Source organism: Spirillospora sp. NPDC048819 (genome assembly GCF_040650055.1).
Lineage (GTDB): Bacteria > Actinomycetota > Actinomycetes > Streptosporangiales > Streptosporangiaceae > Spirillospora.
Map to the genome: position 1 here is coordinate 339239 of NZ_JBEZGN010000001.1, position 25847 is coordinate 365085.

The 25847-nt window shown below is 69.7% G+C and carries 23 protein-coding genes; 6 read left to right on the forward strand and 17 right to left on the reverse strand.

What is annotated here, in order from left to right; all coding sequences use genetic code 11:
- Window positions 1-32 precede the first annotated feature (32 nt).
- Together AB0C35_RS01700 and AB0C35_RS01705 are read right to left on the reverse strand one after the other, a co-directional pair.
- Window positions 33-1307 (reverse strand): PH domain-containing protein, encoded by a 1275-nt coding sequence (locus AB0C35_RS01700; RefSeq protein ID WP_358449330.1) that lies wholly within the window; start codon window positions 1305-1307, stop codon window positions 33-35.
- 278 nt (window positions 1308-1585) lie between these two features.
- Entirely contained in the window at window positions 1586-2014 is a 429-nt protein-coding gene (locus AB0C35_RS01705; protein ID WP_358449332.1) for a PH domain-containing protein, read from the reverse strand.
- A gap of 346 nt (window positions 2015-2360) precedes the next feature.
- On the opposite strand from AB0C35_RS01705, the gene AB0C35_RS01710 reads away from it, so the two are divergent.
- From AB0C35_RS01710 to AB0C35_RS01720, 3 genes are all read left to right on the forward strand, one after another.
- Window positions 2361-3509 carry an NADH-quinone oxidoreductase subunit D gene (locus AB0C35_RS01710; RefSeq protein ID WP_358449334.1) on the forward strand — a complete coding sequence of 383 codons (1149 nt, stop codon included), beginning with the start codon at window positions 2361-2363 and terminating at the stop codon, window positions 3507-3509.
- A gap of 131 nt (window positions 3510-3640) precedes the next feature.
- Window positions 3641-3937, forward strand: a complete 297-nt coding sequence (locus AB0C35_RS01715) for a hypothetical protein (RefSeq protein ID WP_358449336.1) — start codon at window positions 3641-3643, stop codon at window positions 3935-3937.
- Between the two features lie 8 nt (window positions 3938-3945).
- The gene (locus AB0C35_RS01720; protein ID WP_358449338.1) at window positions 3946-5031 is read left to right on the forward strand and encodes a hypothetical protein; all 1086 of its coding nucleotides are present in this window, start codon (window positions 3946-3948) and stop codon (window positions 5029-5031) included.
- A gap of 48 nt (window positions 5032-5079) precedes the next feature.
- Here AB0C35_RS01720 and AB0C35_RS01725 read toward each other — a convergent pair whose 3' ends face one another.
- The 11 genes from AB0C35_RS01725 to dacB all read right to left on the reverse strand — a co-directional run bounded on the left by AB0C35_RS01725 (window position 5080) and on the right by dacB (window position 15747).
- Window positions 5080-5589, reverse strand: a complete 510-nt coding sequence (locus tag AB0C35_RS01725; protein WP_358449340.1) for a DUF3180 domain-containing protein — start codon at window positions 5587-5589, stop codon at window positions 5080-5082.
- Window positions 5586-6173 carry a 2-amino-4-hydroxy-6-hydroxymethyldihydropteridine diphosphokinase gene (gene folK / locus AB0C35_RS01730; RefSeq protein WP_358449342.1) on the reverse strand — a complete coding sequence of 196 codons (588 nt, stop codon included), beginning with the start codon at window positions 6171-6173 and terminating at the stop codon, window positions 5586-5588. Before folK ends, AB0C35_RS01725 begins: the two co-directional genes overlap by 4 nt.
- Window positions 6170-6535, reverse strand: a complete 366-nt coding sequence (gene folB / locus AB0C35_RS01735; protein ID WP_358449344.1) for a dihydroneopterin aldolase — start codon at window positions 6533-6535, stop codon at window positions 6170-6172. Before folB ends, folK begins: the two co-directional genes overlap by 4 nt.
- Entirely contained in the window at window positions 6532-6969 is a 438-nt protein-coding gene (locus tag AB0C35_RS01740) for a nuclear transport factor 2 family protein (protein ID WP_358449346.1), read from the reverse strand. Before AB0C35_RS01740 ends, folB begins: the two co-directional genes overlap by 4 nt.
- Entirely contained in the window at window positions 6966-7907 is a 942-nt protein-coding gene (folP, locus tag AB0C35_RS01745; protein WP_358449348.1) for a dihydropteroate synthase, read from the reverse strand. Before folP ends, AB0C35_RS01740 begins: the two co-directional genes overlap by 4 nt.
- 343 nt (window positions 7908-8250) lie before the next feature.
- Window positions 8251-8835 carry a GTP cyclohydrolase I FolE gene (folE, locus tag AB0C35_RS01750; RefSeq protein ID WP_358449843.1) on the reverse strand — a complete coding sequence of 195 codons (585 nt, stop codon included), beginning with the start codon at window positions 8833-8835 and terminating at the stop codon, window positions 8251-8253.
- A 158-nt stretch (window positions 8836-8993) separates the two neighbouring features.
- Window positions 8994-10997, reverse strand: coding sequence for an ATP-dependent zinc metalloprotease FtsH (gene ftsH / locus AB0C35_RS01755; RefSeq protein WP_358449350.1), 2004 nt, complete (start codon window positions 10995-10997; stop codon window positions 8994-8996).
- Between the two features lie 316 nt (window positions 10998-11313).
- The gene (hpt, locus tag AB0C35_RS01760) at window positions 11314-11877 is read right to left on the reverse strand and encodes a hypoxanthine phosphoribosyltransferase (RefSeq protein ID WP_358449352.1); all 564 of its coding nucleotides are present in this window, start codon (window positions 11875-11877) and stop codon (window positions 11314-11316) included.
- 143 nt (window positions 11878-12020) lie between these two features.
- On the reverse strand, window positions 12021-13031 hold the full coding sequence (gene tilS, locus AB0C35_RS01765; RefSeq protein WP_358449354.1) for a tRNA lysidine(34) synthetase TilS: 1011 nt from the start codon (window positions 13029-13031) through the stop codon (window positions 12021-12023).
- Window positions 13032-13102: 71 nt separating this feature from the next.
- Window positions 13103-14212: a zinc-dependent metalloprotease gene (locus AB0C35_RS01770; protein ID WP_358449845.1), complete on the reverse strand. Its 1110-nt coding sequence runs from the start codon at window positions 14210-14212 to the stop codon at window positions 13103-13105.
- Window positions 14213-14328: 116 nt separating this feature from the next.
- Window positions 14329-15747: a D-alanyl-D-alanine carboxypeptidase/D-alanyl-D-alanine-endopeptidase gene (dacB, locus tag AB0C35_RS01775; protein ID WP_358449356.1), complete on the reverse strand. Its 1419-nt coding sequence runs from the start codon at window positions 15745-15747 to the stop codon at window positions 14329-14331.
- Between the two features lie 134 nt (window positions 15748-15881).
- Between dacB and AB0C35_RS01780 the strand changes: the two genes are divergently transcribed.
- Window positions 15882-16373, forward strand: a complete 492-nt coding sequence (locus tag AB0C35_RS01780; protein ID WP_358449358.1) for an inorganic diphosphatase — start codon at window positions 15882-15884, stop codon at window positions 16371-16373.
- A 226-nt stretch (window positions 16374-16599) separates the two neighbouring features.
- On the opposite strand, the gene AB0C35_RS01785 is transcribed toward AB0C35_RS01780, so the two are convergent.
- The 3 genes from AB0C35_RS01785 to AB0C35_RS01795 form a co-directional block, all read right to left on the reverse strand.
- Window positions 16600-17820 (reverse strand): NlpC/P60 family protein, encoded by a 1221-nt coding sequence (locus tag AB0C35_RS01785; RefSeq protein ID WP_358449360.1) that lies wholly within the window; start codon window positions 17818-17820, stop codon window positions 16600-16602.
- Window positions 17821-17970: 150 nt separating this feature from the next.
- Window positions 17971-19749, reverse strand: coding sequence for a sigma-70 family RNA polymerase sigma factor (locus tag AB0C35_RS01790; protein ID WP_358449362.1), 1779 nt, complete (start codon window positions 19747-19749; stop codon window positions 17971-17973).
- 128 nt (window positions 19750-19877) lie between these two features.
- Window positions 19878-20651 carry a nuclease-related domain-containing protein gene (locus AB0C35_RS01795; protein WP_358449364.1) on the reverse strand — a complete coding sequence of 258 codons (774 nt, stop codon included), beginning with the start codon at window positions 20649-20651 and terminating at the stop codon, window positions 19878-19880.
- A gap of 145 nt (window positions 20652-20796) precedes the next feature.
- Here AB0C35_RS01795 and AB0C35_RS01800 point away from each other — a divergent pair, with 145 nt between their 5' ends.
- Window positions 20797-21789: a MerR family transcriptional regulator gene (locus AB0C35_RS01800; RefSeq protein ID WP_358449366.1), complete on the forward strand. Its 993-nt coding sequence runs from the start codon at window positions 20797-20799 to the stop codon at window positions 21787-21789.
- Window positions 21786-24182 carry a VIT domain-containing protein gene (locus AB0C35_RS01805; RefSeq protein ID WP_358449368.1) on the forward strand — a complete coding sequence of 799 codons (2397 nt, stop codon included), beginning with the start codon at window positions 21786-21788 and terminating at the stop codon, window positions 24180-24182. The genes AB0C35_RS01800 and AB0C35_RS01805 overlap by 4 nt, the downstream gene beginning before the upstream one ends.
- 169 nt (window positions 24183-24351) lie before the next feature.
- Here the strand turns inward: AB0C35_RS01805 and AB0C35_RS01810 are convergent, their stop codons facing one another.
- Window positions 24352-25800 carry an MFS transporter gene (locus AB0C35_RS01810; RefSeq protein ID WP_358449847.1) on the reverse strand — a complete coding sequence of 483 codons (1449 nt, stop codon included), beginning with the start codon at window positions 25798-25800 and terminating at the stop codon, window positions 24352-24354.
- Window positions 25801-25847 lie beyond the last annotated feature (47 nt).

Genomic DNA, 25847 nt, shown 5'->3' on the forward strand with positions numbered 1-25847 from the left:
CTTGTGGGATGAGGCGTCTTGTGGAGAGGGCGTCAGCGGGCCCAGCGGGTGGGGTCTCCGCCGTCAGCCTGGCGGGCGGCCAAGGCACGGCCGGCGGTCGATTCGACGATCGCCCGGGCCTCGCCCAACTCGCGGTCGGCGGCGGTGACCTGGACGGGTCCCGGAGGTGCGTCGACGTGCACGCTGGCCAGGCCGAGAAGGCGCTGGAACGGGTTCACGGTGAGGCGGACGGATTGCGCGCGGGCATGGGCGATGACGTCGGTTCGGCGGCACGGCCAGCCGTGCCGGGTCACGAAGACGACGTCATCGGTGCCGGCGCCGTCCGCGCGGTCGATCGCCACGGCCTTCGAGGACGCCGGAAGGAGGGGGACGGCGTCGACATGGGTGCCGGGGAACACCTGCGAGACGAGATGCATGGCGACGTGCCGGGGCGCGACGGGCAGCAACGTCGAGGACAGGGCCTGGCGCTCGCCCGCGTAGCCGGCGACGGTGACCTCCACGCGCGCCCAGCCGAGGCTGCGCCAGATCGACGGCTCGACGATGCTGACGGCCTGGACGCGGCCGGGAGGGAGCGTCTGCATCCTGGTTTCCAGGAGTCCGTAGCGGAGGCGGATACCGTCCGGTGACATCGCGACCGTGAAGTTGGCGTACATCACCAGGGGTGCGATCACCGCCCGGATGAGCCCGAGCAGGACGGGGAGGGTCACGGCCAGGATGCCGCCCTCCGCGTACATCACGAGGAACATCAGCGACGCGAGGAAGAGCAGGACCGTGCCGAGGACGGGCAGCCGGAGAAGCAGGGACGCGAGCAGGGTCCCGAACGAGACCCGCCACAGATGCCTTTCAGGGGCCTCCGGCGTGTGGCCCGGCAGTCCGGCGGCGCGGGCGAGGAGTTCTGCGCGGAGCTGCTGGGCGGAGTGCCGTCCCAGGTAGCGGAGGGCGATTTCGCTGCGCTCGCCGCCGGCCAGTTCGACCCGCACTTCGGCCAGGGCGAACACCCGCGTCACCAGGGGACGGACCAGGTCGATCGCCTGAATGCGCGAAAGCGGGATCCGGCGCTTGTTCTTGCGGAGCAGACCGGTCTCGACGACGAGGTCGTCTCCGTCGACACGGAAACGCAGCGCAAGCCACGTCCAGACACCCGTCCCCACTGCGATCAACCCCATGGGAACGGTCACGATGAGGAATCTGGCAAGGACCTCTGGGGTGAGCGCCAGGATGATGCCGTCGTCCGTCTGGGTCAGCAGAAGAGGGAAGCCGAGCAGCACGAAGTAGATGATGAGGAAGATGAACGCGCGCAGGGGCACCGTCGCCCAGTGAAGCCTGTGCGTGCCCTCCGAGAACCGGATGGGCGGACGGTGGCCGGGCTGGGGGCCGTAGCCGTACGGAGGACGAGGCGGACCGTACGGCGGGCCGGGAGGAGGGCCGGGAGGAGGGCCGGAAGGAGGACCCGGCGGTGGACCGTACGGAGGGCGCGGCCCATAAGGCGGTCCCGGACGGCCCTGAGGGCCATGCGGTCCGTATGGGCCTCGCGGTCCAGGTGGTCCCGGCGGTCCGGGCGGTCCGTATGGGCCGTAAGGGCCGCTCATAGCCCCATGCTCCGTTCCTCGCCCTTCCGGGCGAGGCGGTCGCGCAGCAGGGCGGCCTCAGAGGTCGGCAGGCCCGGGATGGTCGCGTCCGTTGCCGCTGCGGCGGTGTGCATCCGGACGGTGGCGATGCCCATCCACCTCTCCAGAAGCCCCGCCGTGACGTCCACGAACTGCATCCGCCCGTACGGGACGACGATGAGGCGCTTGACGAACACTCCGTGGGTGACGATGAGGTCGTCCGCACGCTCGACGTAGCCGTAGGCCCGGCGGTCGAGTTCGGCCACCAGCCAGGTGAGGACGACCCCCAGCAGAACGGCGGCAATCCACATGACGGCGGGTATCAGGCCGCCGTTGCCCCACACGATGAACCCGCCCACACCGCCGACCGGAATCGCCCACAGAACGGCGGTGAGGAGCCGCTGCAAGGCATGGCGTTTGGATATGGGCGACCAGTGCAGGCCCCCACCGGGCGCGAACGCCTGGTCCGCCTGGTAGACGGGTGGACCGGAGGGCTGCTGGTGCGGCGGGTAGTGTGCCGGTACCTGGCCTTGACCCGGCGCCTGTCCTTGAGCAGGCTGGCCTGGCGGTTGACCGCCATGACCCGGGCCCGGCGGCGCGGGCGGGTGCGCCGCCCCCTGCTGTCCAGGGTTCGCGGCGGGCTCGTAAGGCGGTTCGCCATGGCTCGCGTTCATTGCCCCCTAGTCAACCGGATAACGAGTACCGCTCGCCATGGGACCATGAAGCAGTGATCGGAGCGGCGGAGGCGCGACCATGACCACCGAACGGATCGTGGGGATCGGTGCGGGCGCCAAGGAGCTCGCCACCGAGGACATGACGCTGAACATCGGCCCCCAGCACCCGTCCACGCACGGCGTGCTCCGGCTCAAGCTGACCTTGGACGGCGAGCGGATATCGGCGGCCGAACCCATCGTCGGCTACATGCACCGTGGGGCGGAGAAGCTCTTCGAGGTCCGCGACTTCCGGCAGATCATCGTCCTGGCGAACCGGCATGACTGGCTGTCGGCGTTCTCCAGTGAGCTCGGCGTCGTCCTCGCCGTCGAGCGGATGCTCGGCATGGAGGTCCCGGTCCGCGCCGTATGGACGAGGACGCTGCTCGCCGAGCTCAACCGGATCCTCAACCATCTGATGTTCCTCGGCTCGTATCCGCTCGAAATGGGCGCCATCACTCCGGTCTTCTACGCGTTCCGTGAGCGTGAGGCATTGCAGAGGGTGATGGAGGAGGTCTCCGGCGGACGAATGCACTACATGTTCAACCGGGTCGGCGGCCTGAAGGAGGAGCTTCCCGCCGGTTGGGCGGCGCGCGCGCGGACGGCGGTGTCCGAGGTCCGTTCCCGCATGGGCGACATCGACGACATCATCATGGGCAACGAGATCTTCCGTGCCCGGACGAGAGACGTCGGCGTGCTCACACAGGAGCAGATCCTGCAGTACGGGGTGTCGGGGCCCATCGCCCGTGCGTCGGGTCTGGATTTCGACCTTCGCCGGGACGAGCCGTACCTCGCCTACGGCGACCTCGACGTCCGTGTCGTCACCCGGTCGGAGGGCGACTGCCTGGCCCGGTTCGAGTGCCTGCTCGACCAGGTGCACGCGTCCCTCGACCTCGCCGACGCCTGCCTCGACCGTATGGCGGAACTCCCGCCCGGCCCCATCAACCAGAGGCTCCCGAAAATGCTGAAGGTCCCGGAGGGCCACACCTATGCCTGGACGGAGAACCCCCTGGGCATCAATGGCTACTACCTCGTGTCGCGCGGCGAGAAGACCCCATGGCGGATGAAACTGCGGTCCGCGTCGTTCAACAACATCCAGGTCCTGACGGAACTGCTGCCCGGCAACCTGGTGGCCGACATGATCGCGATCCTGGGCTCGATGTTCTTCGTCGTAGGCGACATCGACAAATGACACACGCCTCACGTCCGGTGAGCCGCACGGGCGAGTGATCGGTACGGGCACCTGCGCGGCGTCCGCGAAAAAGTCCCTCCGAACCGGTCGCCATTCGGTCGCGTCAAAGCACACGACGTGAGGAGTCGCCGATGACGCAGATGATCGAGGGCCCGCCGCACACCGCGCGCACCGTCCCCCCTGAGCGGCAGTGGTCGCCGCCAGACGAGCAGTTGGCCTCGCCGGAGCACCAGATGGCTTCGCCGGAGCAGCAGTGGACGGACTGGGGTCGCACGCAGGCGTCCGGGGGCAGGCCCAAGGCGCGACGGGGAGTCTGGCCGGCCGTGGTCGTTCCGCTCGCCGTGCTCGCCGGGCTCATCGTCATCGGCGGCATGTTCCTGGTTCTGGCGAGCCCCGCCGGAGCCGCCGGCCTCTGCGGCGGCGGGTAGCCGCCGCCGTGACCCAGCCGACCGAGGGCCTGAACACGGCGCTCACCGCAGCGCCGGCAGCGTCCTCCCACGGGCGGCAGGCCGTCGTCCAGGGGCCCGGTCCCGCACCCGTCCGGACGTTCCGGACGCTGCGCCGCACCTGGCTGCTGGGCACGGCCCTGCTGTCGGCGGGCGCGTTCGCCGGAGCGATCATGCTCGCCCCGGACGGCTCGGACTCGCCGGGCCGCGCGCTCGGCACGCTGCTGTTCCTCGGCTCGTCCGTGCACGTCGCCTCGACCGGCTGGTTCTTCACGCTCCCGGAGATCCGCGCGCACGCCGCGGCGCACCGCGGCCGTTATGTGATCGCGCCGGTGGCGCTGGTCCTCGGGACGGCGCTGGCCGCGACGATCGTCCCCTACGCGCAGGTGCAGTGGGCGCTACTGGCTTACCTGGCCTGGCAGTTCTTCCATTTCCAGAAGCAGAACCTCGGGATGGCGGCGCTGGCCGGGGTCGCGCAACGGGCCGGGTCCGTCCGCCCGCTCGAACGGCGGGCGATCATGTTGGCCGGGGCGGGCGGGATCGCGGCCCTCCTCGTCCACCCGGAACTTCTCCAGCTCGGCATAGACCCACCGCTCAGATTCATGTTCCCGGTGGCTTTCGCCGTGTTCGCCGTAGGCGTCGCCATCGGGCTCTACGCGCTGGCAAGGCGGGACGGACGTCCGGCCGCGTTCACGGCCATCTACCTGATCTCGCTACTGTTCTTCGCCCCGGTCTTCATCTTCGACTCCCCTTACGCGGCGGTCGCGGGCCTGACGATCGCGCACGGCTACCAGTACCTGCTCATCGTCGGCCTGGTGTCAGGCGCGCCCAGGCGAGCCCGCTCCGGACTGACCGGACTCTGCGTCATGGTCGCCATCGCCCTGCTCGGTGGCATCGCGCTCGACCAGGCATCCCACATGCATGGTTCGCCGCTTCTCTGGGAGCGGGCGCTCTACGGCGCCTACCTCGGGGCTGTGATGGCCCACTTCGTCATCGACGCCGGCCTATGGCGCCTACGGGACGAGTTCCCGCGACGCTTCCTCACCGCCAGCGTCCCCTATCTGCTCAAGCCCTAGCCTGCGCGCAAGCGCCCGGACTGCACACGCCCCAGCTTGCGCAAGCCCCTAGGCCCGGGATGCGCCGCGGTCGCGTTCCTCCTCGTCCGGGTCCTTGGGGACGCGGCACGCGTACTCCAGGAAGATCGCCGCCCCCACCAGGACGACCGCGGCGAGGAACGTGCCGCCGCTGACGAAGAAGTCCTGGCGGGGGGTCGCCTTGTCGAGCGACGAGGCGAGGCTGGCGGCGAACCCGGCGAAGACTCCGGCGATGACCGCCGCGGAGTGCGCGCTGGCCTTGGCCAGGGCGGCCAGCCGCGCCACCGCCATGGGCTCCAGCGGCTTGGGCGCCGGTCTCCGGTTCGGGTCGGACCGGCGCCCTTCCATGGGTTTTCGGCGCAGGCGGCGCAGCACGTTCACGCCCGTGAGCCCCTCGCCGAGGGCGAGGAGCAGCAGCGTCGGCACCGCGGTCCACGGCAGCGGAGGCAGCGACATGTAGGCCGAACGCAGCACCGCCCAGGTGATCACCGCGACGACGGCCACGAGCGCGATGAGGAACAGCGGCCGGGACGGTTTCATGCAGGCTGCTGAAGTGCCAGGTCCTCCCGGCGGCGAATGGCCGACGGGCCACCCTCCGACTGTTTGGCCTGGGCGAGATCACCGACGCGGCCGTGCCCGGGCAGCAGCACGTCCGGCTCGATGTCGGCCCAAGGGACGAGGACGAACGCCCGCTCGTGCGCGCGGGGGTGCGGGAGCGTCAGATCGGGGTCGTCGGACGTGACGTCCCCGAACACGACGATGTCGATGTCGAGTGTGCGGGGACCCCAGCGGACCACGCGTTCCCGCCGCATCGACGTCTCTATGTTCAACACGCGTTCCAGCAGGTTCTCCGGTGGCAGCCGCGTATCGGCCACGACCACCACGTTGAGGAAGTCTCCCTGGTCGGGGATGGTCTCACCGGGCGGCGCGTACGGCGGCGTCTCGTAGACCGGGGAGAACGCCACGAAGTTCAAGCCGGGTGCATCGAACAGCGCGTCCACCGCCTCCTGGATGTTGTCCAGGCGGTCTCCGAGGTTGCTGCCGATCGAGAACACGACGCGGTGCTGGACCAGCATGTGGCCGCCGGTGGCGGTGCGGTCGGGCATGCGGTCGGACGCTGTCATTGGCGACTCCTCCTGATCTTCACGGCGACGTCCGTGAAGGGGTGCGGCACCGGGGCGCTCGGCTTGTGGACGGTGATCTCGACCTCACACACCGTCGCATCTTCCAGACATATTGTCGCCAGCCGGTCGGCCAGCGTTTCAAGGAGGTTGACGGGCTCCCCTTCGACGACGGCGACCAGGCGGCCGGCGAGCGTTCCGTAGTCGACGGTACGCGAGAGGTCGTCCCCGGCCGCGGCCGGGCGGGTGTCGAGGCCGAGGACGGCGTCCACCACGAACTCCTGCCCCAGCTCACGCTCCGCGGGCAGGCATCCGTGCCGCCCCCGCGCCCGCAGGCCGCGCAGTTCGATGTGGTCCAGACTCATTCTTCCTCTGCATCCACGACGTTGAGGACGGGCGAACCATGATGCAGCAGAAGCCGCCACTCCCCGTCCGACCGGACGAACACGTTCGTGGCCACGATGCTTCCCCCGGCCAGGAAACCGGCCTCGGTGTCCTCGTCGGCGGTGAGGATGTTCTCCTTGCACGTCACCACGGCGTGATCGCCGTACACGTCGGTCTCGACGTCGGTCAGCACGAACTGGATGTAGGTGGTGTTGGCCATGATGAGCGCCCAGGAACGGAGCACTTCCTCACGTCCGCGCAGCATCGTCCAGCCGGGGTGCACGCAAGAGACGCCGTCCGCGTACGGGCCGTCGGCCCATACGTCCGACATGCGATCGAAGTCACCGGCCTCGAACGCCGCGTAGAACTCGGCGTGGACCTCGTCCACGTCGGCGCGGTTCACGGCACGGCTCATAGGCGGGAACTCCCGTGGTCGGCGCGACCGTCTGCCGCGGCTTGTGCAGGACTCTCTTCGCTGGCGGGACGCGCTTCACCGGCGGGACACGCCGCGCGCATGGCGGCCGCCACCCGGACGGCATCCGCGTTCGGACGGACTCGGTGGACGCGCACACACCAGGCCCCGGCGGCCGCGACCAGCGACGTGACCGCCACGGTGGCGTCGTCGCATTCGCCGAACGGGCGGGGCGTCCCGTCGGAGTCGGCGAGCAACCTCGTGAGGAACCCTTTGCGGGACGCGCCCACCAGAACGGGGTACCCGGTACCGGTGAGAGCGTCCAGATGCGCGAGCAGCGACCAGTTGTGCCCGACCTCGGGATTCTTGGCGAAACCCAGGCCGGGATCAAGGACGATCATCGAAGGGTCAACGCCCTCGCCCAGGACCGCATCGACCCTGTGCAGCAGCTCATCGCGCACCTCACGGACGACGTCCTCGTAGATGGCGCGCGTCTGCATGTCGTGGCTATGCCCCCGCCAATGCATCACCACGTACGGGACGCCCGCGGCGGCGACCACACGGGGCATGTCCGGGTCGGCCAGGCCACCGCTGACGTCGTTCACCAACCGGGCGCCCACGCCAAGCGCGGCCTCTGCGACATCAGCGCGCATGGTGTCGATACTGACCGGAACGTCCTCCGCGATGAGGGCCTCTATGACGGGCACGACGCGGCGCAGTTCCTCGTCCTGGGACACACGCTGCGCGCCAGGCCGGGTGGACTCGCCGCCGACGTCCACAATGTCGGCGCCCTCCGCGACGAGGTCGAGCCCATGCCGGATGGCCTTCTCCGGATCGAACCAGGCGCCGCCATCCGAGAACGAATCAGGAGTGACGTTGACCACGCCCATGACAAGGCAACGCCCTGGCGCGGGCAGCCCCGGAACGACGGCACTGGTCATGGCACCCAACCCTATGCCTTGATCTCAACCCCCTGGAGCGACGCCTCCGCCGCCCATTCCCCGCCTGTTACGCCCCGCTCCGGCACACCCCTCCGGCAGGCCCGGTTCCGGCACGCCTCGCTCCGGCAGGCCCGGTTCCGGCGCACCCCGCTCCGGCAGGCCCCGCTCCGGCCCACCCGCCTCGGCACGCCCCACTCCGCCGCACCCGCCTTGGCAGGTCCCGTTGCGGCCCACCGGCCTCGGCAGGCCGGGCACGCCCCGTCCGGCATCAGCAGAACGGGCCTCAGCGCAACGCTGAGGCCCGTTCAGGCGTTCGATGGCCCGGAATGCGGGCGGGCGGCCGTCAGCGGCCGAGGATCAAGCTCATCGCCTCGGACCGCGTCTCCGGATGATCACGGAAGTCGCCGCGCACCGCCGACGTCACCGTCTTGGCGCCCGGCTTGCGCACACCGCGCATGGTCATGCACAGATGCTCGGCCTCGATCACCACGATCGCACCCCGCGGCTCCAGCACGCTCATCAGCGCATCGGCGACCTGACTGGTCAGGCGTTCCTGAACCTGCGGGCGGCGCGCATACACGTCCACCAGCCGCGCCAGTTTCGACAGACCGGTGATCTGGCCCTTCTTGTTGGGCGTGTACCCCACGTGGGCCACCCCGTGGAAGGGAACCAGGTGGTGCTCACACACCGAGTACACCTCGATGTCCTTCACCAAGACCATCTCTTCATGGTCGGCGTCGAACACCGTGGTCAGCGCGTCCTCCGGCGTCTGCCGCAGGCCCGCGAACTGCTCGGCGTACGCGCGCGCCACCCTGGCCGGTGTCTCGCGGAGCCCGTTACGGTCGGGGTCCTCCCCGATCCCGATCAGGATCTCGCGCACCGCCTTCTCGATCCGTGCGTGGTCGAACCCGGGCGGCTTGTCCAGGATCGGTGTCTCGCCCTCGACGAAGGCCCGGCCCGCGTCATGCGCGGCCTCGTCCACGGTCCACTGAGCCTGTGCGCCGGCGGACGACGAGCCTGGGGACGGTGTGACGCCCCCGGGCTCGTCACGCGCCGACGTTTCGTCCTGCGGATCAGCCAACGCGGTCAGCTCTCGCCCTGGGCGGGGTCGGCGGCCTCCGAAGAGACACCGCTCTGCCCGTTGCCCTTGGTCAGGTCGGTAACGTCCTGCGGGCCGAGAAGGGCCAGCTCCTTACGCGTGAGGATGGGAGGACGGTCGGACGGGAGACGCTTGCCGTAGCCGGTGTAGGAGTTCTGGTGCGGCCGCTTCTCGATCGGCGCGAAGATCTCCAGCACCTGGTTCTTGGACAGGGTCTCCTTCTCCATCAGGTTGACGACGAGCTCGTCCAGGACGTCCCGGTACTCCACGAGGATCTCCCACGCGGTGTCGTGGGCGGCCTCGATGTAGCGGCGGACCTCGTCGTCGATCGCGGACGCTATGTCCTCGGAGTAGTCACGCTCGTGCCCCATGTCGCGGCCGAGGAAGACCTCACCCTGCCCGGAGCCGAATTTGCGCGCTCCAAGACGCTCGCTCATGCCGTACTCGGTCACCATGTTGCGGGCGATCGAGCTGGCTTTCTCGATGTCGTTGGCCGCACCGGTCGTCGGCTCGTGGAAGACCAGTTCCTCCGCGGTGCGCCCGCCGAGCAGCATGGCGAGCTGATCGTTCATCTCAGAGCGCGTGGTGAGGAACTTGTCCTCCATCGGCAGGGTCATGGTGTAGCCCAGGGCCCGTCCGCGCGGCAGGATCGTCACCTTGTGCACGGGGTCGGAGTTCGGCAGCGCGTGCGCCACCAGAGCGTGCCCGCCCTCGTGATAGGCGATGATCTTCTTTTCCTTCTCCGACATCACGCGGGTCTTGCGCTCGGGCCCCGCCATGACGCGGTCGATGGACTCCTCAAGGGTGTCCATGTCGATCAGCTTGCGGTCGAAGCGGGCGGTGAGCAGCGCCGCCTCGTTGATCACGTTGGCCAGGTCGGCGCCCGTGAAGCCCGGGGTGCGGCGCGCGATGATGTCCAGTTCGACGTCCGGGGCGAACGGCTTGCCGCGTCCGTGCACCTTCAGGATGCCCTTGCGGCCCTCCAGGTCCGGGCGGTCCACGGTGACCTGGCGGTCGAACCGGCCGGGACGCAGGAGCGCCGGGTCGAGGATGTCGGGACGGTTCGTCGCCGCGATCAGGATCACGCCGCCCTTGACGTCGAACCCGTCCATCTCGACCAGCAGCTGGTTGAGGGTCTGCTCGCGCTCGTCGTGGCCGCCGCCGAGACCGGCGCCGCGGTGCCGGCCGACGGCGTCTATCTCGTCGATGAAGATGATCGAGGGGGCGTTGGTCTTGGCCTGCTCGAACAGGTCGCGGACGCGGGAGGCGCCCACACCGACGAACATCTCGACGAAGTCCGAGCCGGAGATCGAGTAGAACGGCACGCCGGCCTCGCCGGCCACCGCGCGGGCCAGCAGCGTCTTACCGGTGCCGGGCGGGCCGTACAGCAGCACACCCTTGGGGATCTTGGCGCCGATGGACTGGAACTTCGCAGGGTTCTGCAGGAAGTCCTTGATCTCTTCAAGCTCTTCCAGGGCCTCGTCGGCCCCCGCCACGTCGGCGAAGGTCGTCTTCGGGGTGTCCTTGGTGATGAGCTTGGCCTTGGACTTGCCGAAGTTCATCACCCTCGAGCCGCCGCCCTGCATCTGGTTCATGATGAACAGGAAGATCAACACGATGATGACGATGGGCAACAGGCTGAACAGCAGGTTCAGGAAGAAGTTCTGTTTGGGGACCTCCACGTCGTAGCCGCCGGACAACTTGTTCGCGTCGACCTGCTTCTGCAGGGCCTGCTGCAACTGGTGTCCCTGGCCGTCGACCCACGAGGTCTGCTGATGCTCACCGTTGGTCAGCGTCAGCTCGATCCGCTGGTCTTTGTCAATGATCTTGGCGGACTTCACCTGTCCCGCGTTGATCTCCTGGACGACCTTGGAGGTGTCGACCTTCTCGTACGAGGGGCCAGGGTTGATGCCCCACATGACAAGGGCGACCAAGAGTCCGAACAGCAGGATCCACAGCAGCGGCCCGCGAAAATAGCGCTTCACGTCCATTTATTCGGTTACCCCTCCGGGGCCCGTCCCTCCTGACCAACGTCTGTGTGCGATCCTCGCCCGTCCCGGGGGACGGACGCCGGGGCGACCAACAATCCGACTTACGAAGGTCCGTCGCCCTGGGCTCCGGACCCACCGCAGCGGCTTCCCTCCTGTGGCTCCCCAACCCGAGGGTCCGGGACACCGACGGTACACCGCAGGGCGCAGGAGACGCAGCCGACGCTGTTCTCCTGCATCCTTTCCATATACCCGTCAACGACCTTTGCAACGATTCGTCACGGTCTCTTGTTCCCTGGCGGGCGAGGCCACGCGCAGGCTACGCGCCGTCTCCGCCGTAGACGTGAGGGGCGAGCGTGCCGACGAACGGCAGGTTCCGGTACTTCTCCGCGTAGTCGAGGCCGTAGCCGATGACGAACTCGTTGGGGATGTCGAACCCGATGTACTTCACGTCGAGGTCGGTCTTGACCGCCTCCGGTTTGCGCAGCAGCGCGCAGATCTCCAGGGACGCGGGCCCACGCGAGAGCAGGTTGCTGACCAGCCACGACAGTGTCAGACCCGAGTCGACGATGTCCTCCACGATCAGGACGTGCCGGTCCAGGATGTCGGTGTCGAGGTCCTTGAGGATGCGCACGACCCCCGACGACTTCGTCCCCGAGCCGTACGACGACACGGCCATCCAGTCCATCGAGGCGGGCGTGTGCAGCGCCCGCGCCAGGTCCGCCATGACCATGACGGCGCCCTTCAGGACCCCGACGAGGAGCAGGTCCTTGCCCGCGTAGTCGGCGTCGATCTGCCCGGCGAGCTCACGCACCTTGTCCTGAAGGTCCGCCTCGGGAATCAGCACCTTCGCCAGATCCGTGCCCAGGTCTTTCTCGTCCACAACCCCACCCTCATCGCTCAGACCTCGCCCGTCCGGTGGGACGGACACAGCCGCGCGACGATCTCGCCGTTCATGCGGCGGACACGTTCCACGCGGCGGACACGTCGTGCCGGCTCGTGTGGCGAGCCGCACACGGCGCGATGTCAAACCGGGCCGAACAGCAGCTTCCCATACCGCCGGACGGCTCTCAGCCCCCCGGGCAGGTCTACGTGCCGCTGGCCATGCCAGGCCGTGACCAGCCGATCGACCGCATCGACATGGACGGCCGCGAGCGTACCCGGTGGGCTTCCGGCCTTGACGGCGGCCATCCGCAGAACCCGGGTGCGGACGGCCCTGGGCAGGTCGACGAGCCCTTCGAGACCGAGGACAACAAGGTTCCCGTCTTCGTTCCCGTCTTCGGAGGCCTCCAGGTCCGTGAAGGCCTGTGCGGCGAGCTCCTCCAGGCAGTCCGCGTCGTCGCGCAGCATCCTCGCCGTCCGCGCCAGAGCCTCGGCCACACCGGGGCCGAGCGTCTTCTCCAGGACGGGGAGCGCCTCGTGTCGTACGCGGACGCGTGCGTAGACGGGATCAACGTTGTGAGGGTCGTCCCAGGGGTTCAGCCCCATCGCCTTGCAGGCCCTACGTGTGGTCGCACGGTCGACCTCCAGCAGGGGCCTGACATAGCGGACGCCGGACCCGCGGCGGAATCCGGTCGGCATGCCGGACAGCGATCGGGCCCCAGAACCACGCGCCAACCCCAGCAGAACGGTTTCGGCCTGGTCGTCCATGGTGTGCCCCAAGAGGACGGCTGCGGCCCCGAGACGGTCGGCCGCATCGTCAAGAGCTGCATAGCGGGCGTCGCGGGCGGCGTTCTCCGGCCCGCCTGGCCCGTTCACTGTGACCGCGACCGATCCGGATGGGTCCAGGCCAAGGTCCGCCATGACACGTACTACGGCGTCGGCACGTTCCCCTGAGCCTTGCTGCAGGCCATGGTCGATCGTCACCCCGCCCGCCGGACGTCCCGATCTGGGCGCCTCGAATGCCAGCGCACCGGCGAGCGCCAAGGAATCGGCTCCACCGCTGCATGCAGCGAGCACCATCGCCCCTGGTGGAAGGTCCGCCAGGACGCGCCGTACCGCGAGACGTACCGCCGCCACTGCCGGATCAGGGCCCATGCAGAATCTTTACCACTGCGCGGCTCCCCGCACGCGCGATGGATACCGGCGCCCCGGGCTCGGGGCCCGGGTCAGGCTTCGTTGGCCTCGGGGGGCGCGTCGAGGGCGCGGGGACCGACGACCCTGTCCATCCACAGGGCCGGCTCCTTGATCTCGTCGTGGGTGGGCAGCGTCTCCGGGGACTGCCACACCTGGTTGAACCCGCTCATGCCCACTTCGGTGACGACCCGTCGGACGAACCGCGAACCCTCCGCGTACTGCTTCATCTTGAGGTCGATGCCGAGAAGGCGCCGGATCGTCTTGTCGAGCTTGGAGCCGCCGTCCCGCCGCCCCTGGAAGCGTGAACGGATCTGCTGCACGGACGGCACCACCTCTGGGCCGACCGCGTCCATCACGTAGTCGCCATGTCCCTCGACAAGCGTCATCACCGCGGTGAGGCGGTCGAGGATCGCGCGCTGCTCCGGGCTTTGGATCGCGTCGATGAGGTTGGCGTCACCGCCGCGCACGGCGTCGGCGACGGCCTCGGCCGCGTCCCGGATCCGGTCCAGCATCACGCCAGGGTCGAGGTCGGACGCGAGCAGGAACTTGGTCATCTGATCTTGCACGTACTCGCGGAGCCACGGGACACCGGTGAACTGGGCCCGATGCGTCTCCTCGTGGAGGCACACCCAGAGGCGGAAGTCGCGCGCCTCCACACCGAGCTCCTGCTCGACGTGCACGATGTTGGGGGCGACCAGTGTCAGCCGTCCTGTCGGCGCCTGGCCGGACGGGTCCGGCGGCAGGAACAGTTCGTACTGCCCCAGGACGCGGCTGGCCATGTACGCGAGGATCGCGCCTACCTGCATGCCGGTGACGCGCGAACCGACGGCCTGGACGACCACGTTGCCCGCGCCTCCGAGGGGCCCCGGACTGCGCCGCTCCGTCATCTGCTCCATGAGCGGTTCGAGCACCACTCGGAATCCGTCGACGTTCGCCCGGATCCAGCCAGGCCTGTCCACGATCGTCGCCGGATCGGGATCGAGCTCGGAGGCCATGCCGGTGAAGTCCCGCACATGCCCGTGGGCGATCTTCGACAGCTCGCGCAGCTCCGCCACGACCTCACGAGCCTCGGCATGGCTGACCTGCGGTCCCGGCCGGACAAGCCGGGTTCCCGCCTGGACGGCCACGTTCCAGTCGATCATTGAGGCGCTCATGTACTCCACCGTACGTTTCGGACGCGGCGCCGAGGCGCCCCTGCACAGTCGTTCAACGAACAACCGTCCTGGTTATCTCCCGTACGGCCCCGCCCACACTCCGTTCAGCCCCCGGCTGCCGTCGCGCCGCCGCATCCGCAGGCGGCGACGGCGGCCGCCAGCTGGTCGAGCTTCCCGGGATCGACCGGCCCTTTGCCGTCCCCGGCCATGAAGGCGAAGGCGAGCAACCGGCCGTCGGCGTCGTGGGCGAGCCCTGCCAGCGTGCTGACGCCCGCCAGCGTGCCGGTCTTGGCGCGGACGACCCCGGCCCCCGCCCGGCTTGTTGCGCCGGTGAAGCGCGGAGGGCTCAGCGTCCCGGAGAACCCGGCGATCGGCAGACCGGTGACGGCCGCGCGGAGCTCCGGGTGGTCGTCGCCGGCGGCGAGCGAGACGATACGGGCCAGCGCCATCGGCGTGATGCGGTTCCGCGTGGACAGGCCGCTGCCGTCGTTCACCGAAACCCCTTCCCTCACGCCCACCCTGGCGACGACCTGCTCCACGGCCTGCGCGGCGTCCGCGAACGTCGCCGGACGGCCCAGCTTGATGGCGACCTGCCGCGCCACCGCCTCGGCCACGTCGTTGTCGCTCTCGGTCATCAAATGCTCCACCAGCGCGGACATCGGGGGTGACTGGACGGCACCGAGCCGTACCGCCCCCTTCTGCGCGATCGTCCTGCGACCGGGCTTCGCGCTCACCCCGTTCCTGGACAGCAGCCGTGCGAACTGCTTCGCAGCTGCGGCAGGTGGATCGGAAACCCGCGTCCTCTTGGACGGGTCCCCTGGAGACACGCGGCCTTCGTCGACCGTCAAGGCGGTGACAGGGGCGACCTCACCGTCAGGCATGTAATTGGGCTTCCACCCGGCGGCTGTACGGGGGCCCTCGTAGGCGGACGCGTCATAGTCCACGCGCACCTGCTGCACACCGGACGCCTTCAGCGCCGTGGCCGTCTGCCGGGCCAGATCCACCAGGGACGCAAAGGGCGGATGGCCGGCCCCCGGCCGGGCCGGAAGGGCCGTCAAGGTAGGATCCCCGCCTCCGACCAGTACGATTCCGCCACCGGTGCCGTGCACGACCTGTGTGGTGATCCGGTGCGCGGGACCGACCGAAGCCAGCGCCGCCACCGACGTCACCAGCTTCGTCGTCGAGGCCGGGGTCGCCGGCCGGCGGGACCGCCACTCGAACAGGGAACGGCCGGTAGCCGCGTCGATCACCACCGCGCTCATCTCCGCGCGGGGGCCGCCGATCAGCGCCGAGAGCCGTCCGGCCAGAGTGGACGTGTCCGGCAACGGGCCCGACGCGGGATCGGCCGGGGGGATCGCCACCGAGGCCGGGACCCGCACCACGTCACGCACCGCCACGCTGGGCGGCTGCGGGGACAGGTGACGGTCGGGTGTGAGTTTGGCCACTGCCAGCCCGGCGGTGACGGCGAAAACGTTAAGGAGGGACAGCGACAGAACCACGAGGGCACGGCCCCGTCCAGGCACGCGACCGCCCCTCTCCCACTCAGCACTCACCAACGTGCGACATCCTTATACAAGGGAACACCCTGTGGGGACGGCCTCGCCCACGGGTTCCCGAAAGACTATTCACTGCGAGCGCGCAGGGAGCGGAGGACATCTTGGATTTCGACGTCACCATTGAGATCCCGAAGGGCCAGCGGAACAAGTACGAGGTGGACCACGAGACCGGACGCATCCGGCTCGACCGCATGCTGTTCACCTCGACGCAGTACCCGGCCGACTACGGGTTCATCGAAAACACCCTAGGCGAGGACGGCGACCCGCTCGACGCGCTCGTCCTGCTGCAGGAGCCGACCTTCCCCGGCTGCCTGATCCGCTGCCGCGCCGTGGGCATGTTCCGGATGACCGACGAGGCCGGTGGCGACGACAAGGTCCTGTGCGTCCCCGCGACCGACCCCCGCCAGGAGCACCTGCGCGATATCCACCACGTCGCCGAGTTCGACCGGCTGGAGATACAGCACTTCTTCGAGGTCTACAAGGACCTGGAGCCCGGCAAGTCCGTCGAGGGCGCCAGCTGGGTGGGGCGCGTCGAGGCGGAGCTGGAGATCGAACGCTCCCTCAAGCGCGAGGCGGACCGGGGCGGCCACTGAGCGCCGACCGCCCGGCCGGCACGGACGCCCGCCTCAGCCGACCGGCTGCGCCGGTGGGGCGCGCCCACGGCCGGAGTCGCAGACGGCGCCGATCCGCTCCCGCGCCCACGCGACACGACTCGCGAAGAACCCTTCCGCACGGGAAACCACGCGGAAGGGTTCTCGCCTTCCGTCGGCATGTGGAGGTCCTGCTCGCATGAAAGCGGCTCCGCGTCCTGGCACGGCCTCAGCCGGCGGGACGGGTCGCGCCGATCAGGTCGCTCCGATAGATGCTGGAGATGCGGACCCGGGCACCGGTGTAGGGAGCCTCTACCATCTGGCCCTTGTCGAGGTAGATGCCCACATGGTGGATGGTGCCGGGATCAGACGTGTCTCTCGCGAAGAAGACGAGGTCGCCTGGACGCAGTGAGTCGATGGGAATGTGCGGTCCCGACGTCCACTGCGTGCCCGTCCAGTGGTCGAGCCGTACACCGGCCTTGTCCCACGCGTACATCGTCAGTCCTGAGCAGTCGAAGCCGCGGATACCCGCGCCCTGCGCCACGCCGTAGCTTGGACCGGCCGTGGTGCCTCCACCCCACGAATACGGGGTTCCCAGCCATTTGAGCGCCGCACGCACCGCGATCGCACCGCGCGCGACCGACGTGGTCTGTCCCTCGGCGGGGTGTCCTGAACCAGCGAAGGAATCTCGGACTTTGTGTGCTTCCGCCTTCTCCAATGCCCGTTCCCGCGCGCGCTTGAGCCGGGCGGCTCGGGCCTGGGCGTTTCCAAGGCTCCGCTCCAGGCGCTGCTTTTCCTCCTTGATGCGCTGCACGGATGCCTGTTGCCTGGCCACCGCCTCCTGCGCGAACCGCCTGGCCTCCTCGGCACGTTTCGTCGCCGCCCCCTGCTCGTCGAGCGCCTTCTGCGCCTGGCGGCGGAACACGTCCGCGACGGTCTTGGACGCCTCCACCCGGCGGACCATCGCGGTCCGCCGCTTGACGAGCACCTCGACCATCGCGGCACGGTCCATGAAGCCCTGCGGGCCGCCGTCGCCGACGAGCGCCGACGAGATCTGGTCGTAACCGGTGTTGTTCCGGTAGAGCTGCGCGGCGAACGACGCCAGTCCGGCCCGTGTCTCCTCCATCCTCCGGTTCGCCTCGGCCAGGCGCGCTAGGGCGTCCCTGTAGGCATGCTGAGAACGTTGCAGTTTGAGCCGTTCGCCGTTGTAGCGCTCCACGGCGGCCGCCGCGGCCACTGCGAGCCGGTCGAGTTCGCCGTCGGCCTGCGCGAGCTTCGCCTTCGTCCTGCCTACCTCGGCAGCCCGTTCTCTGACCTGCTGTTCGCTGTGCTCAACCTCCCCCGCACCGGGGGCGGGGTCGGACGCCGCCGGATGGGCCGACACCGCCGGAGCCGGCATGCTCACGCAGATCGCCACGCTGGAGGACAGTGCGGCCAGCCGCAGGGCCACGCTGCGGGAGTGGGACGAGGTCGCGCGACCGGTCTCTGCTGCGCCGAGTGCCATGAGCACGTCCTCCCCCCGGCAGGCACTGCTTAGAGCAAACGATCACCTACGAAGAGTAGTTGACTCAGGCAATAGCGGGTACGTTCGCCACTCCCGTCAAGGACCCGACGACGAGCCCGTACTGGGAGAGACGGTCGTGGCCCTTGATGACGGCTCGGTGGACGGCGACGGATCCCGGCCGTCACCGGAGGGCGGCGGCCCAGATGGCGACGGTGCGGGAGACGACGGCGTCCCGCTCTGTGAGGGCGTCCCGCTCTGTGAGGGCGACGGGCGGCCCGGACGGTGAGTCTCGGGCGGTGTGGACGGGTTTCCGGGGCTCGGCCCCGTCGGCGTCGGCGAAGGCGTCGGATCCGGGCTTGGAGCGTCGGGCCGCCAGGTGACGTGCACCTGGCTCCCGCCAGGCTGGAACGTGATGGTGCCGTCCCCGAGGGAGTTCGACCGGCGCGAGACTTGGACGCGCACGGTCACTCTTTGCCCGGCCGCCAGACGTCCGGACGATGGGTGAACCTCAATGGCCGCCTGGCTCACAGCCCGCCAGGTCACCGGGCCACCTTCTGCCTGTAGGTCTACGGAACCGTCCGAGTCCCCTGCCAGGTCCAGAAAGAGCGGGGAGACCAGCAGAGTGCTCTTGACCGCCGAGCTCGAATGAGCATCCACGGGCACCGGCGCTGGCGACGGCGTCTGGAGAGCGGTCGGCGGCGCGGACGAGGCTTTCGCACCGAGCGGGAATGTGGCCGACACAGGAAGTGCACCGATGTAGCCGACACCTTCCGGATGGTCCTGGGAGTGCCCCCCAGGGACGGGATGCTGCGACAGGCCGGGAACAGCGGTCGGGCGTGGGCCGGCGACAGTGTCAGCGTCACGCCGTCCGGTGTCGAAGAGCCCGTACATGGACGCGATCCCACCACCGGACAAAAGGGTCACCACTGCGAGCACCACGGCGGCCCGGGCGGCTTGGCCCCCACGCCGGCGCTCCTTCGACGGGGAACATGCCCTGCGAAAGCGGCGTAGCCACGACTGCCCTCCCCGGCTCGACGCCCAGGGCGGACGTGCAGCCTGCGTGACCTGTACGGGGAACCCGTCAGGTGTGAACTCGGTGATCCGGGTGGTGACGAAGAGCCGGTAGCCGACCAGTTCGGGATCGAGGAAACAGCTCATCACCCGAAGCCGGAGTTCCCCTGCGAGATCGGGTTCCGGTAGCAGTCCGTACACCTTGGCGGCCGACACGGTACGCGGACGGAACGCACCGCAGGCGGAGCAATTCTCCGAGTGCTCCATCAGCCGACCGTTCAGGTCGTGGGGGTGCGGGTCCGCGCCGTGCCGTTCGCGCAGCAGCGCGGCACGTTCTGCGCAACCGTACGGGCCTTGGTGCGCGAGCATTTCGGCTGTCAACGCCTCTGCAAGCTCGCCGTGCGCACGGTCGAGCGACGACTGCGCGTCTTTCAGCGGTACGTCGAACACCGCGGCCAAGTCGGGGACGGACAACTGGTGACGGACCCGCAGTTCAAGGATTTCCCGTGAGACCGGGCGCAGCGCCAGGACCACCTGCCAGGCCATGATGCGCTGGTCGACGTCCTCCTGGTCGTGGCTGGCGACCGGCACGTCCGGTGGCTGCTCCCTGGGCGGCAGCCGACGCGCACACTCCAGCCGGGCGATGGCGTAAAGCCACGGCGCGAACCGGTCCGGGTCGCGCAGCCTGCCGATGTGCGCCTCCGCCACGAGGAGGGTGTCGCGCAGCGCCACCTGGGCGGCGTCCCGGCTCCGCAGTTGGAACCAGCAGTACGCGTAGAGCCGGTCGGCATGGGCGTCGTACAGGGCGGCCGTGGCACCCGGATCACGCTCGCACAGCGCCTCGACCAGGAGATGGTCGTTCATGCCACAAAAGGTAAAGGCTCTGGGGGCTCTTTACAGGCCATTTCAAGAGATCGAACTCAGATACCGAACACCATTCTTACTCTTCGGTGACTCTTTTGTAGAGTGTCGCGAATGAGAACCTTTGGGTGTTACGACCGAAGTTCCATCGATAGAGGAAGAAGCATTTCCATCATCGGCGGCAGCACCTCTTCGGCCGCCGCCGCGAAGGTCGCGACCTGTGCGCTGGTGTAGATGACCGGCTCTCCCGCGATGGCACGGGGGATCGTCCGGGCCGCATAGAAGAGCACACCCTCGTGCTCTACACCGTCCCGCGCCACACGTGCGCCGTGCACGACGACCATCGGGGTGACATGCACGTCCTCACCCAGTTCCGCGGAGAGCAGTTCGGCCACCGTGTCGGCGGCGCGAGCGGCCACACCGGTCACACCGACGACCGGCCTGCGGCCCGCCCACAGACGGCGCTGCTCGGGACGCAACCGAGCACCCCACCGAAGCCGCCGGCTGACGATCGCGTAGATGCCGGACAGGCCCACCACCAGGTGGTCGAGGTTCGCCATGGGTGAGGAGCCGTTCGGCAAGGCCCTGTCATGCAGAACGTGAAAGCCCGCAGGATCCAGACGGGCCAGCCTCCGGCCGGTACGTCGCTCAGCCAAGGCACCCCGCCGCCAACTGGTCACGGGCCCCGGCCTGAACCTCACATAGACCGCATGGCCGATGAAGACGAGAACGGCCACCAGGGCCCCCGCCCACCAAACACTCAAACCGGCCGCGACGACCCCCGAGCCGCCGGCCACCACGGCCCGCACCGCACGCCGTTCCCAGCGGTGCTCCGCGGCCAGCGCACGGTGGCGGTACAGGGCCGAGGCCCCGGCCCTGGACACGCCGAAATCGCTGCTGCGCACCTCAAGGCCCCTTCCGCTCGGCCCCCGAGCCGCACCCGGCTGCACAAGCGTGCGGCAGCCCGGCGGTTCCATCAAGGATTTTCGAGGACCGGATCTCGGTCGGCGAATTTGACACTGTCATCGTGACAGTGTCATCATCGGGGCCATGGACGGTACGTGGACGATCAGCGAGCTGGCGGAACGCGCCGCCGCGGCTCTTGCCGCGGACGGATCCGCGCAGGTCAGCGGCCGGGTGCGTGACCTGCCCAACGAACGGCTGATCCGCTGGTACACCACGATCGGCCTGGTCGACCCGCCCCTCGGCCGGCGCGGCCGCACCGCCCTGTACGGTCCGCGTCATCTCCTGCAGCTCATCGCGGTCAAACGCCGCCAGGCCGCGGGCCGCTCGATCGCCGAGATCCAGCTCGAACTCACCGCCGCCACCGACGCGACCCTCGAACGAATCGCCGCCCTCCCGTTCCCGGCCCCGGCGCACCCGGCAACCCCACCCGCCGGCCGGACGCCGGCCCGCCGCCACGTCCCCCGGCCCGCCCGCGAACCCGCCCCGCGGCCCGGACGAGCAGATGAGCCCACCGCCCCGCCCTCTCCGCCCCACCCCTCAGTCCGACCAAACGAAACAGACCCAGAAGACGAAGCAGACCCAGAAGACGAGGCAGCCGCTGACGAAGCGAGCCCGGTGGAACAAGCCGGGCCGGCCGAGTGGGCAGCTACAGCGGGGGCGGCGAGCCCACCCGACACGGGAAGTGAAACCGCCCGCGCCACCTTCTGGAACACGCGCCCGGACGTTTCCTACAGCCCGGCCACCATCACCGACGACTACGGCAGACCGGACGACCACGGCAGGGTGGGCAGGGGGGATGGCGCCGCCGGCTCGGGCGCCGCCGGCTCGGGCGCCGCCGGCTCGGGCGCCGCCGGCTCGGGCGACGCCGCCGAGCCCCGTCCCTCTGTCGTCCAGGGCGTCCGGCTGACGTCCGGCCTCACCCTCCTGCTGGACGTCCCAGCCCTGAGCGATGACGACGTCACCGCCATCGAGACCGCCGCGGGACCGCTGCTCGACGAGCTACGCCGACGCGGCCTTCTCGCCCCCGCAGCAAGCCCCGCGTTCCAGCCAGCCGATCCTTCCCGGAGGTCCCAGTGACCGTGCGCATACTGCCGCTACCCGACATCGAGCCCCCGGCCACCGACCACGGAATCGGCGCGCTCACGACCGACAGGGGCAATCTGCCGCTCGACTCCGTCGACGTGCACGCCTCGATCACCGGGCTGGCCGCCGGCATCGAGGTCGTCCAGGGCTTCCGCAACCCGTTCGACATACCGCTGGAGGCCACCTACATCTTCCCGCTGCCCGACCGCGCCGCCGTCACCGCGCTGCGCATGGAGGCCGCCGACCGGGTCATCGAGGGGACGCTGAAAGAGCGCGACCAGGCCCGGCGTGACTACGACACCGCCATCGCCGCCGGACAACGGGCCGCGATCGCCGAGGAAGACCGCCCGGACGTCTTCAGCATGCGGGTGGGCAACATCCTTCCGGGTGAGCACGTCACGATCAGGCTGACGCTCAACCAGCCCCTGCCGCACGAGTCGTCCTCCAGCGCTACGTTCCGTTTCCCGCTCATCGTCGCGCCCCGCTACATCCCGGGTGCGCCTCTCGACGGCGAGCGCGCCGGGCCCGGAGTCGCCGACGACACCGACGCCGTGCCGGACGCGTCGCGGATCAGCCCGCCCGTCCTACTGCCGGGCTTCCCCAACCCGGTGCGGCTGGCCATCACCGTCGACATCGACCCGGCCGGGCTGCCGCTGACCCAGATCCGCTCGGCGCTGCACGTGGTGGCCGAAGACGGCGACGGCGAACGCACCACCGTCCGCCTCCGGCCGGGCGAACGCCTCGACCGCGACTTCATCCTGCGCCTCGACTACGCGCCGCACGAGAGCGCGGCCCTCTCCCTCGTCCCGGACGAGTCCGGCGAGGAGGGAACGTTCAGCCTCACCGTGCTCCCCTCCGGAGAAGCCCGGCCGGACCCGCGCGACGTGGTGCTCGTCCTCGACCGTTCCGGCAGCATGCAGGGCTGGAAGATGGTCGCCGCCCGCCGCGCCGCCGCCCGCATCGTCGACACGTTCCGAGCCGAGGACAGGTTCGCCGTCCTGTCCTTCGACACCGTCATCGAACGTCCCCGCGACCTCGGCACCGGCCTGGTCGAGGGCACCGACCGCAACAGGTTCCGCGCGGTGGAGCATCTGGCCGCCCTGAACGCACGCGGCGGCACCGAGATGCTCGCTCCCCTCGACGAAGGCTGCCGGCTGCTCGCCGACCCGGCGCGCGACCGTGTGCTGGTCCTCATCACCGACGGCCAGGTCGGCAACGAAGACCAGATCCTCGCCCGCCTGGAACCCAGCCTGCACGGTGTCCGCGTCCACACGGTCGGCATCGACCAAGCCGTCAACGCGGGTTTCCTGAACCGTCTCGCCGGCATCGGCCAGGGCCGCTGCGAACTCGTCGAATCCGAAGACCGCCTCGACGAGGCGATGGAGCACATCCACCACCGGATCGCCGCGCCGCTCGCGACGGGGCTCAGCCTCCACGCCGACGGCCTGGAGATCGTTCCCGACTCCGTGGCCCCCGCCAAGTTCGGCGCGCTGTTCCCCGGCGTCCCGCTGGTGATCGCGGGTCGTTTCCGCGGCGCCCCGTCCGGCTCGCTGTCCGTCCGCGGCACCGCGTCCACCGGAACGACCTGGGAGCAGCACGCCACCGGCACCATCGCCAAGGACCCGGCCACCACGTCCATCTGGGCACGCGCGCACCTGCGCGACCTGGAGGACCGCTACACGGTCGGAGGTCCGGACGACCTTGAGCAGCGCATCGTCAGCACGTCCCTCCGCTTCGGCGTCCTGTGCCGCTTCACCGCGTTCGTCGCCGTGGACAGCAGGGTGGTCACCGATGGCGAAGCCCCGCACCAGGCCGTCCAGCCGGTGGAGACGCCCAGAGGCTGGGAGCAGCCCACCGCCGCCCCGAGAATGACGCACGCCGCCTTCTCGGCCACGGCGGACGCCTTCGCGCCGGAAGCTTTCATGGCACCGAGCAGCCCGCCGCTTCCGGCCCCGTCGGGCCCACCGCCCGCGTACGGCGCCGGGCGCAGCACGCCCCTACGGGGCACGGGCCGTCCCCCGAGCACACCGCCCGCCCGCCCGGTTTCGCCGGCGCCACGACGCGCCCGCCCCGCGCCCGCCCTCACCGGGTTCCAGCAAGAGCTGGCCAACGTGCTCGACCGCCTCCGCGAGGTCCCCGACGCGCACGACCAGCGCGTCCACCACCTGCTGAGCGATCTCCTCCCCATCCTCGAGTCGATCGTGCAGCGCATGGAGGCGCAGTCCCTGGACGCCACATCCCTGTCCACCCTCCGCGACGACCTGCGCCGCCTGAACCCCTCATCGGACGAGGCCACCATCAACCACCAATGGACCCGCGCACTTGAAATCCTCAGCGACTTCACCGGATCCCCAGCACCCCGCCGCCCCTTCTGGAAACGCCAGTAGCAACCCGTGCCGACGAGGCCGACCACCCCGCCGGCACGCCCCGCCCACCACCCACACCGCGACCGAGCAGCACAGGCGGGACGCAGCGGACGCACACGGGGTGGGGCGCAGTTGGCGGGGCATGGGCGGGGGCGCTCCCTGATCGGGGCGCCCCCGCTCCGGGGCCGCGTCAGGCGTGCTTGGGTTGGTGGTGGCGGCGCAGGAGGGGGATGAGGTTGAGGGCCAAGCCGGTCAGGGCGACGGCGCCGACCAGGTTGACGCCCGGGGTGAATTCGGCGAAGCCCTCGCCCCCGGCGGCCGTCCCCGATGCGACCAGGGCCGTGACCATTGCCAGGACGAGGGCGGCGCCGACCTGGCCCGATGTCTGGACGAGACCGGAGGCCAGTCCCTGCTCGGAGTCATCGATCCCGTCCGTCGCCTGACCCATGATCGAGCTGAACCCGAACGCGAACCCGCCGCCGAGCAGCAGCATGGTGGGCAGGATGGTGAACGCGTAGTGCGGGGTGTTCCCGGCCGTGGCGAGGAACCACCCGTAGCCGAGGGTCAGTGACGTCATGGAACTGATGATCAGACGGGGCGTCCCGTACCGGTCGATCAACCGGCCGACGAACGGCGAGCCGAACGCCACGATGAGCCCGGCAGGCAGCAGCGCCATGGCCATCTTCAGCGGCGACCAGCGCAGCACGTCCTGCAGGTAGAGCGTCATCATGAACTGGAAACTCAGGTAAGACCCGAACAGCGCCACGATGCTGAGGTTGGCCCGGACGATCGTCCCGATCCGCAGGATGCCCAACCGGATCAGCGGGTGCCGCACCCTCTTCTCCGTGACGAAGAAACCCGTCAGCAGCGCCGCCGCCAGCGCGACGGAACCCAGCGTGACCGGGTCGAGCCAGCCCCGGTCAGGTGCGGAAACGACGGTGTACACGGCGAGCAGCATGCCTCCGGTGAGGGTGACGGCGCCGACGAGATCGTGCCCGCCGCTCGCGGCCGGCCTGTCCCGCGGGATCAAGGCGGCGCCCGCGACCAGGGCGATGAGGGCGAGGGGAACGGGGGTCAGGAACGTCCAGCGCCACCCGAAGCTGGTCAGCAGCCCGCCGAGGATCAGTCCGGACGAGTAGCCACTGGCGCCGAAGACCGAGAAGACCGACAAAGCCCGGTTGCGCGAGGGGCCTTCATGGAACGTGGTGGTCAGGATGGACAAGGCGGTCGGTGCGGTGAACGCTGCGGCGAGGCCCTTGACGAAACGGGTGACGATCAGCAGCGTGCCGTCGTTCACCAGCGCTCCCACCAGGGACGCCAGTGCGAACACGGCCAAGGCGGTGAGGAAGACCCGCCTGCGGCCGAGCAGGTCGGCGGTACGTCCGCCGAGCAGCAGCAGACCGCCGTAGCCGAGGACGTAGCCGTTCACGATCCACTGCAGTGACGTGGTCGAAAGGCCCAGTTCGGCGCCGATCGACGGCAACGCGACGCCCACCATCGAGACGTCGAGGGCATCGAGGAACAGCACGGCGCACAAGACCGCGAGGACCCCCCACAGCCGGGGAGTCCAGGTCTGTTCGGCCGGCGCGCTCGCGGCGGCCGGCGCACGGACGGTTGGTGCAGTCGAGGTGTCGGTGATAGCCACGTCGGAGGACGGTACATGCGCATGCATCAAATGTCTACGCA

Excerpts from the sequence above, each read along its gene's own strand:
- AB0C35_RS01710 (WP_358449334.1), top strand. The coding sequence starts at position 2,361 with ATGACCACCGAACGGATCGTGGGGATCGGTGCGGGCGCCAAGGAGCTC.
- AB0C35_RS01715 (WP_358449336.1), top strand. The coding sequence starts at position 3,641 with ATGACGCAGATGATCGAGGGCCCGCCGCACACCGCGCGCACCGTCCCC.
- AB0C35_RS01725 (WP_358449340.1), bottom strand. The coding sequence starts at position 5,589 with ATGAAACCGTCCCGGCCGCTGTTCCTCATCGCGCTCGTGGCCGTCGTC.
- folK (WP_358449342.1), bottom strand. The coding sequence starts at position 6,173 with ATGACAGCGTCCGACCGCATGCCCGACCGCACCGCCACCGGCGGCCAC.
- folB (WP_358449344.1), bottom strand. The coding sequence starts at position 6,535 with ATGAGTCTGGACCACATCGAACTGCGCGGCCTGCGGGCGCGGGGGCGG.
- AB0C35_RS01740 (WP_358449346.1), bottom strand. The coding sequence starts at position 6,969 with ATGAGCCGTGCCGTGAACCGCGCCGACGTGGACGAGGTCCACGCCGAG.
- folP (WP_358449348.1), bottom strand. The coding sequence starts at position 7,907 with ATGACCAGTGCCGTCGTTCCGGGGCTGCCCGCGCCAGGGCGTTGCCTT.
- ftsH (WP_358449350.1), bottom strand. The coding sequence starts at position 10,997 with ATGGACGTGAAGCGCTATTTTCGCGGGCCGCTGCTGTGGATCCTGCTG.
- tilS (WP_358449354.1), bottom strand. The coding sequence starts at position 13,031 with ATGGGCCCTGATCCGGCAGTGGCGGCGGTACGTCTCGCGGTACGGCGC.
- AB0C35_RS01770 (WP_358449845.1), bottom strand. The coding sequence starts at position 14,212 with ATGATCGACTGGAACGTGGCCGTCCAGGCGGGAACCCGGCTTGTCCGG.
- AB0C35_RS01790 (WP_358449362.1), bottom strand. The coding sequence starts at position 19,749 with ATGAACGACCATCTCCTGGTCGAGGCGCTGTGCGAGCGTGATCCGGGT.
- AB0C35_RS01800 (WP_358449366.1), top strand. The coding sequence starts at position 20,797 with ATGGACGGTACGTGGACGATCAGCGAGCTGGCGGAACGCGCCGCCGCG.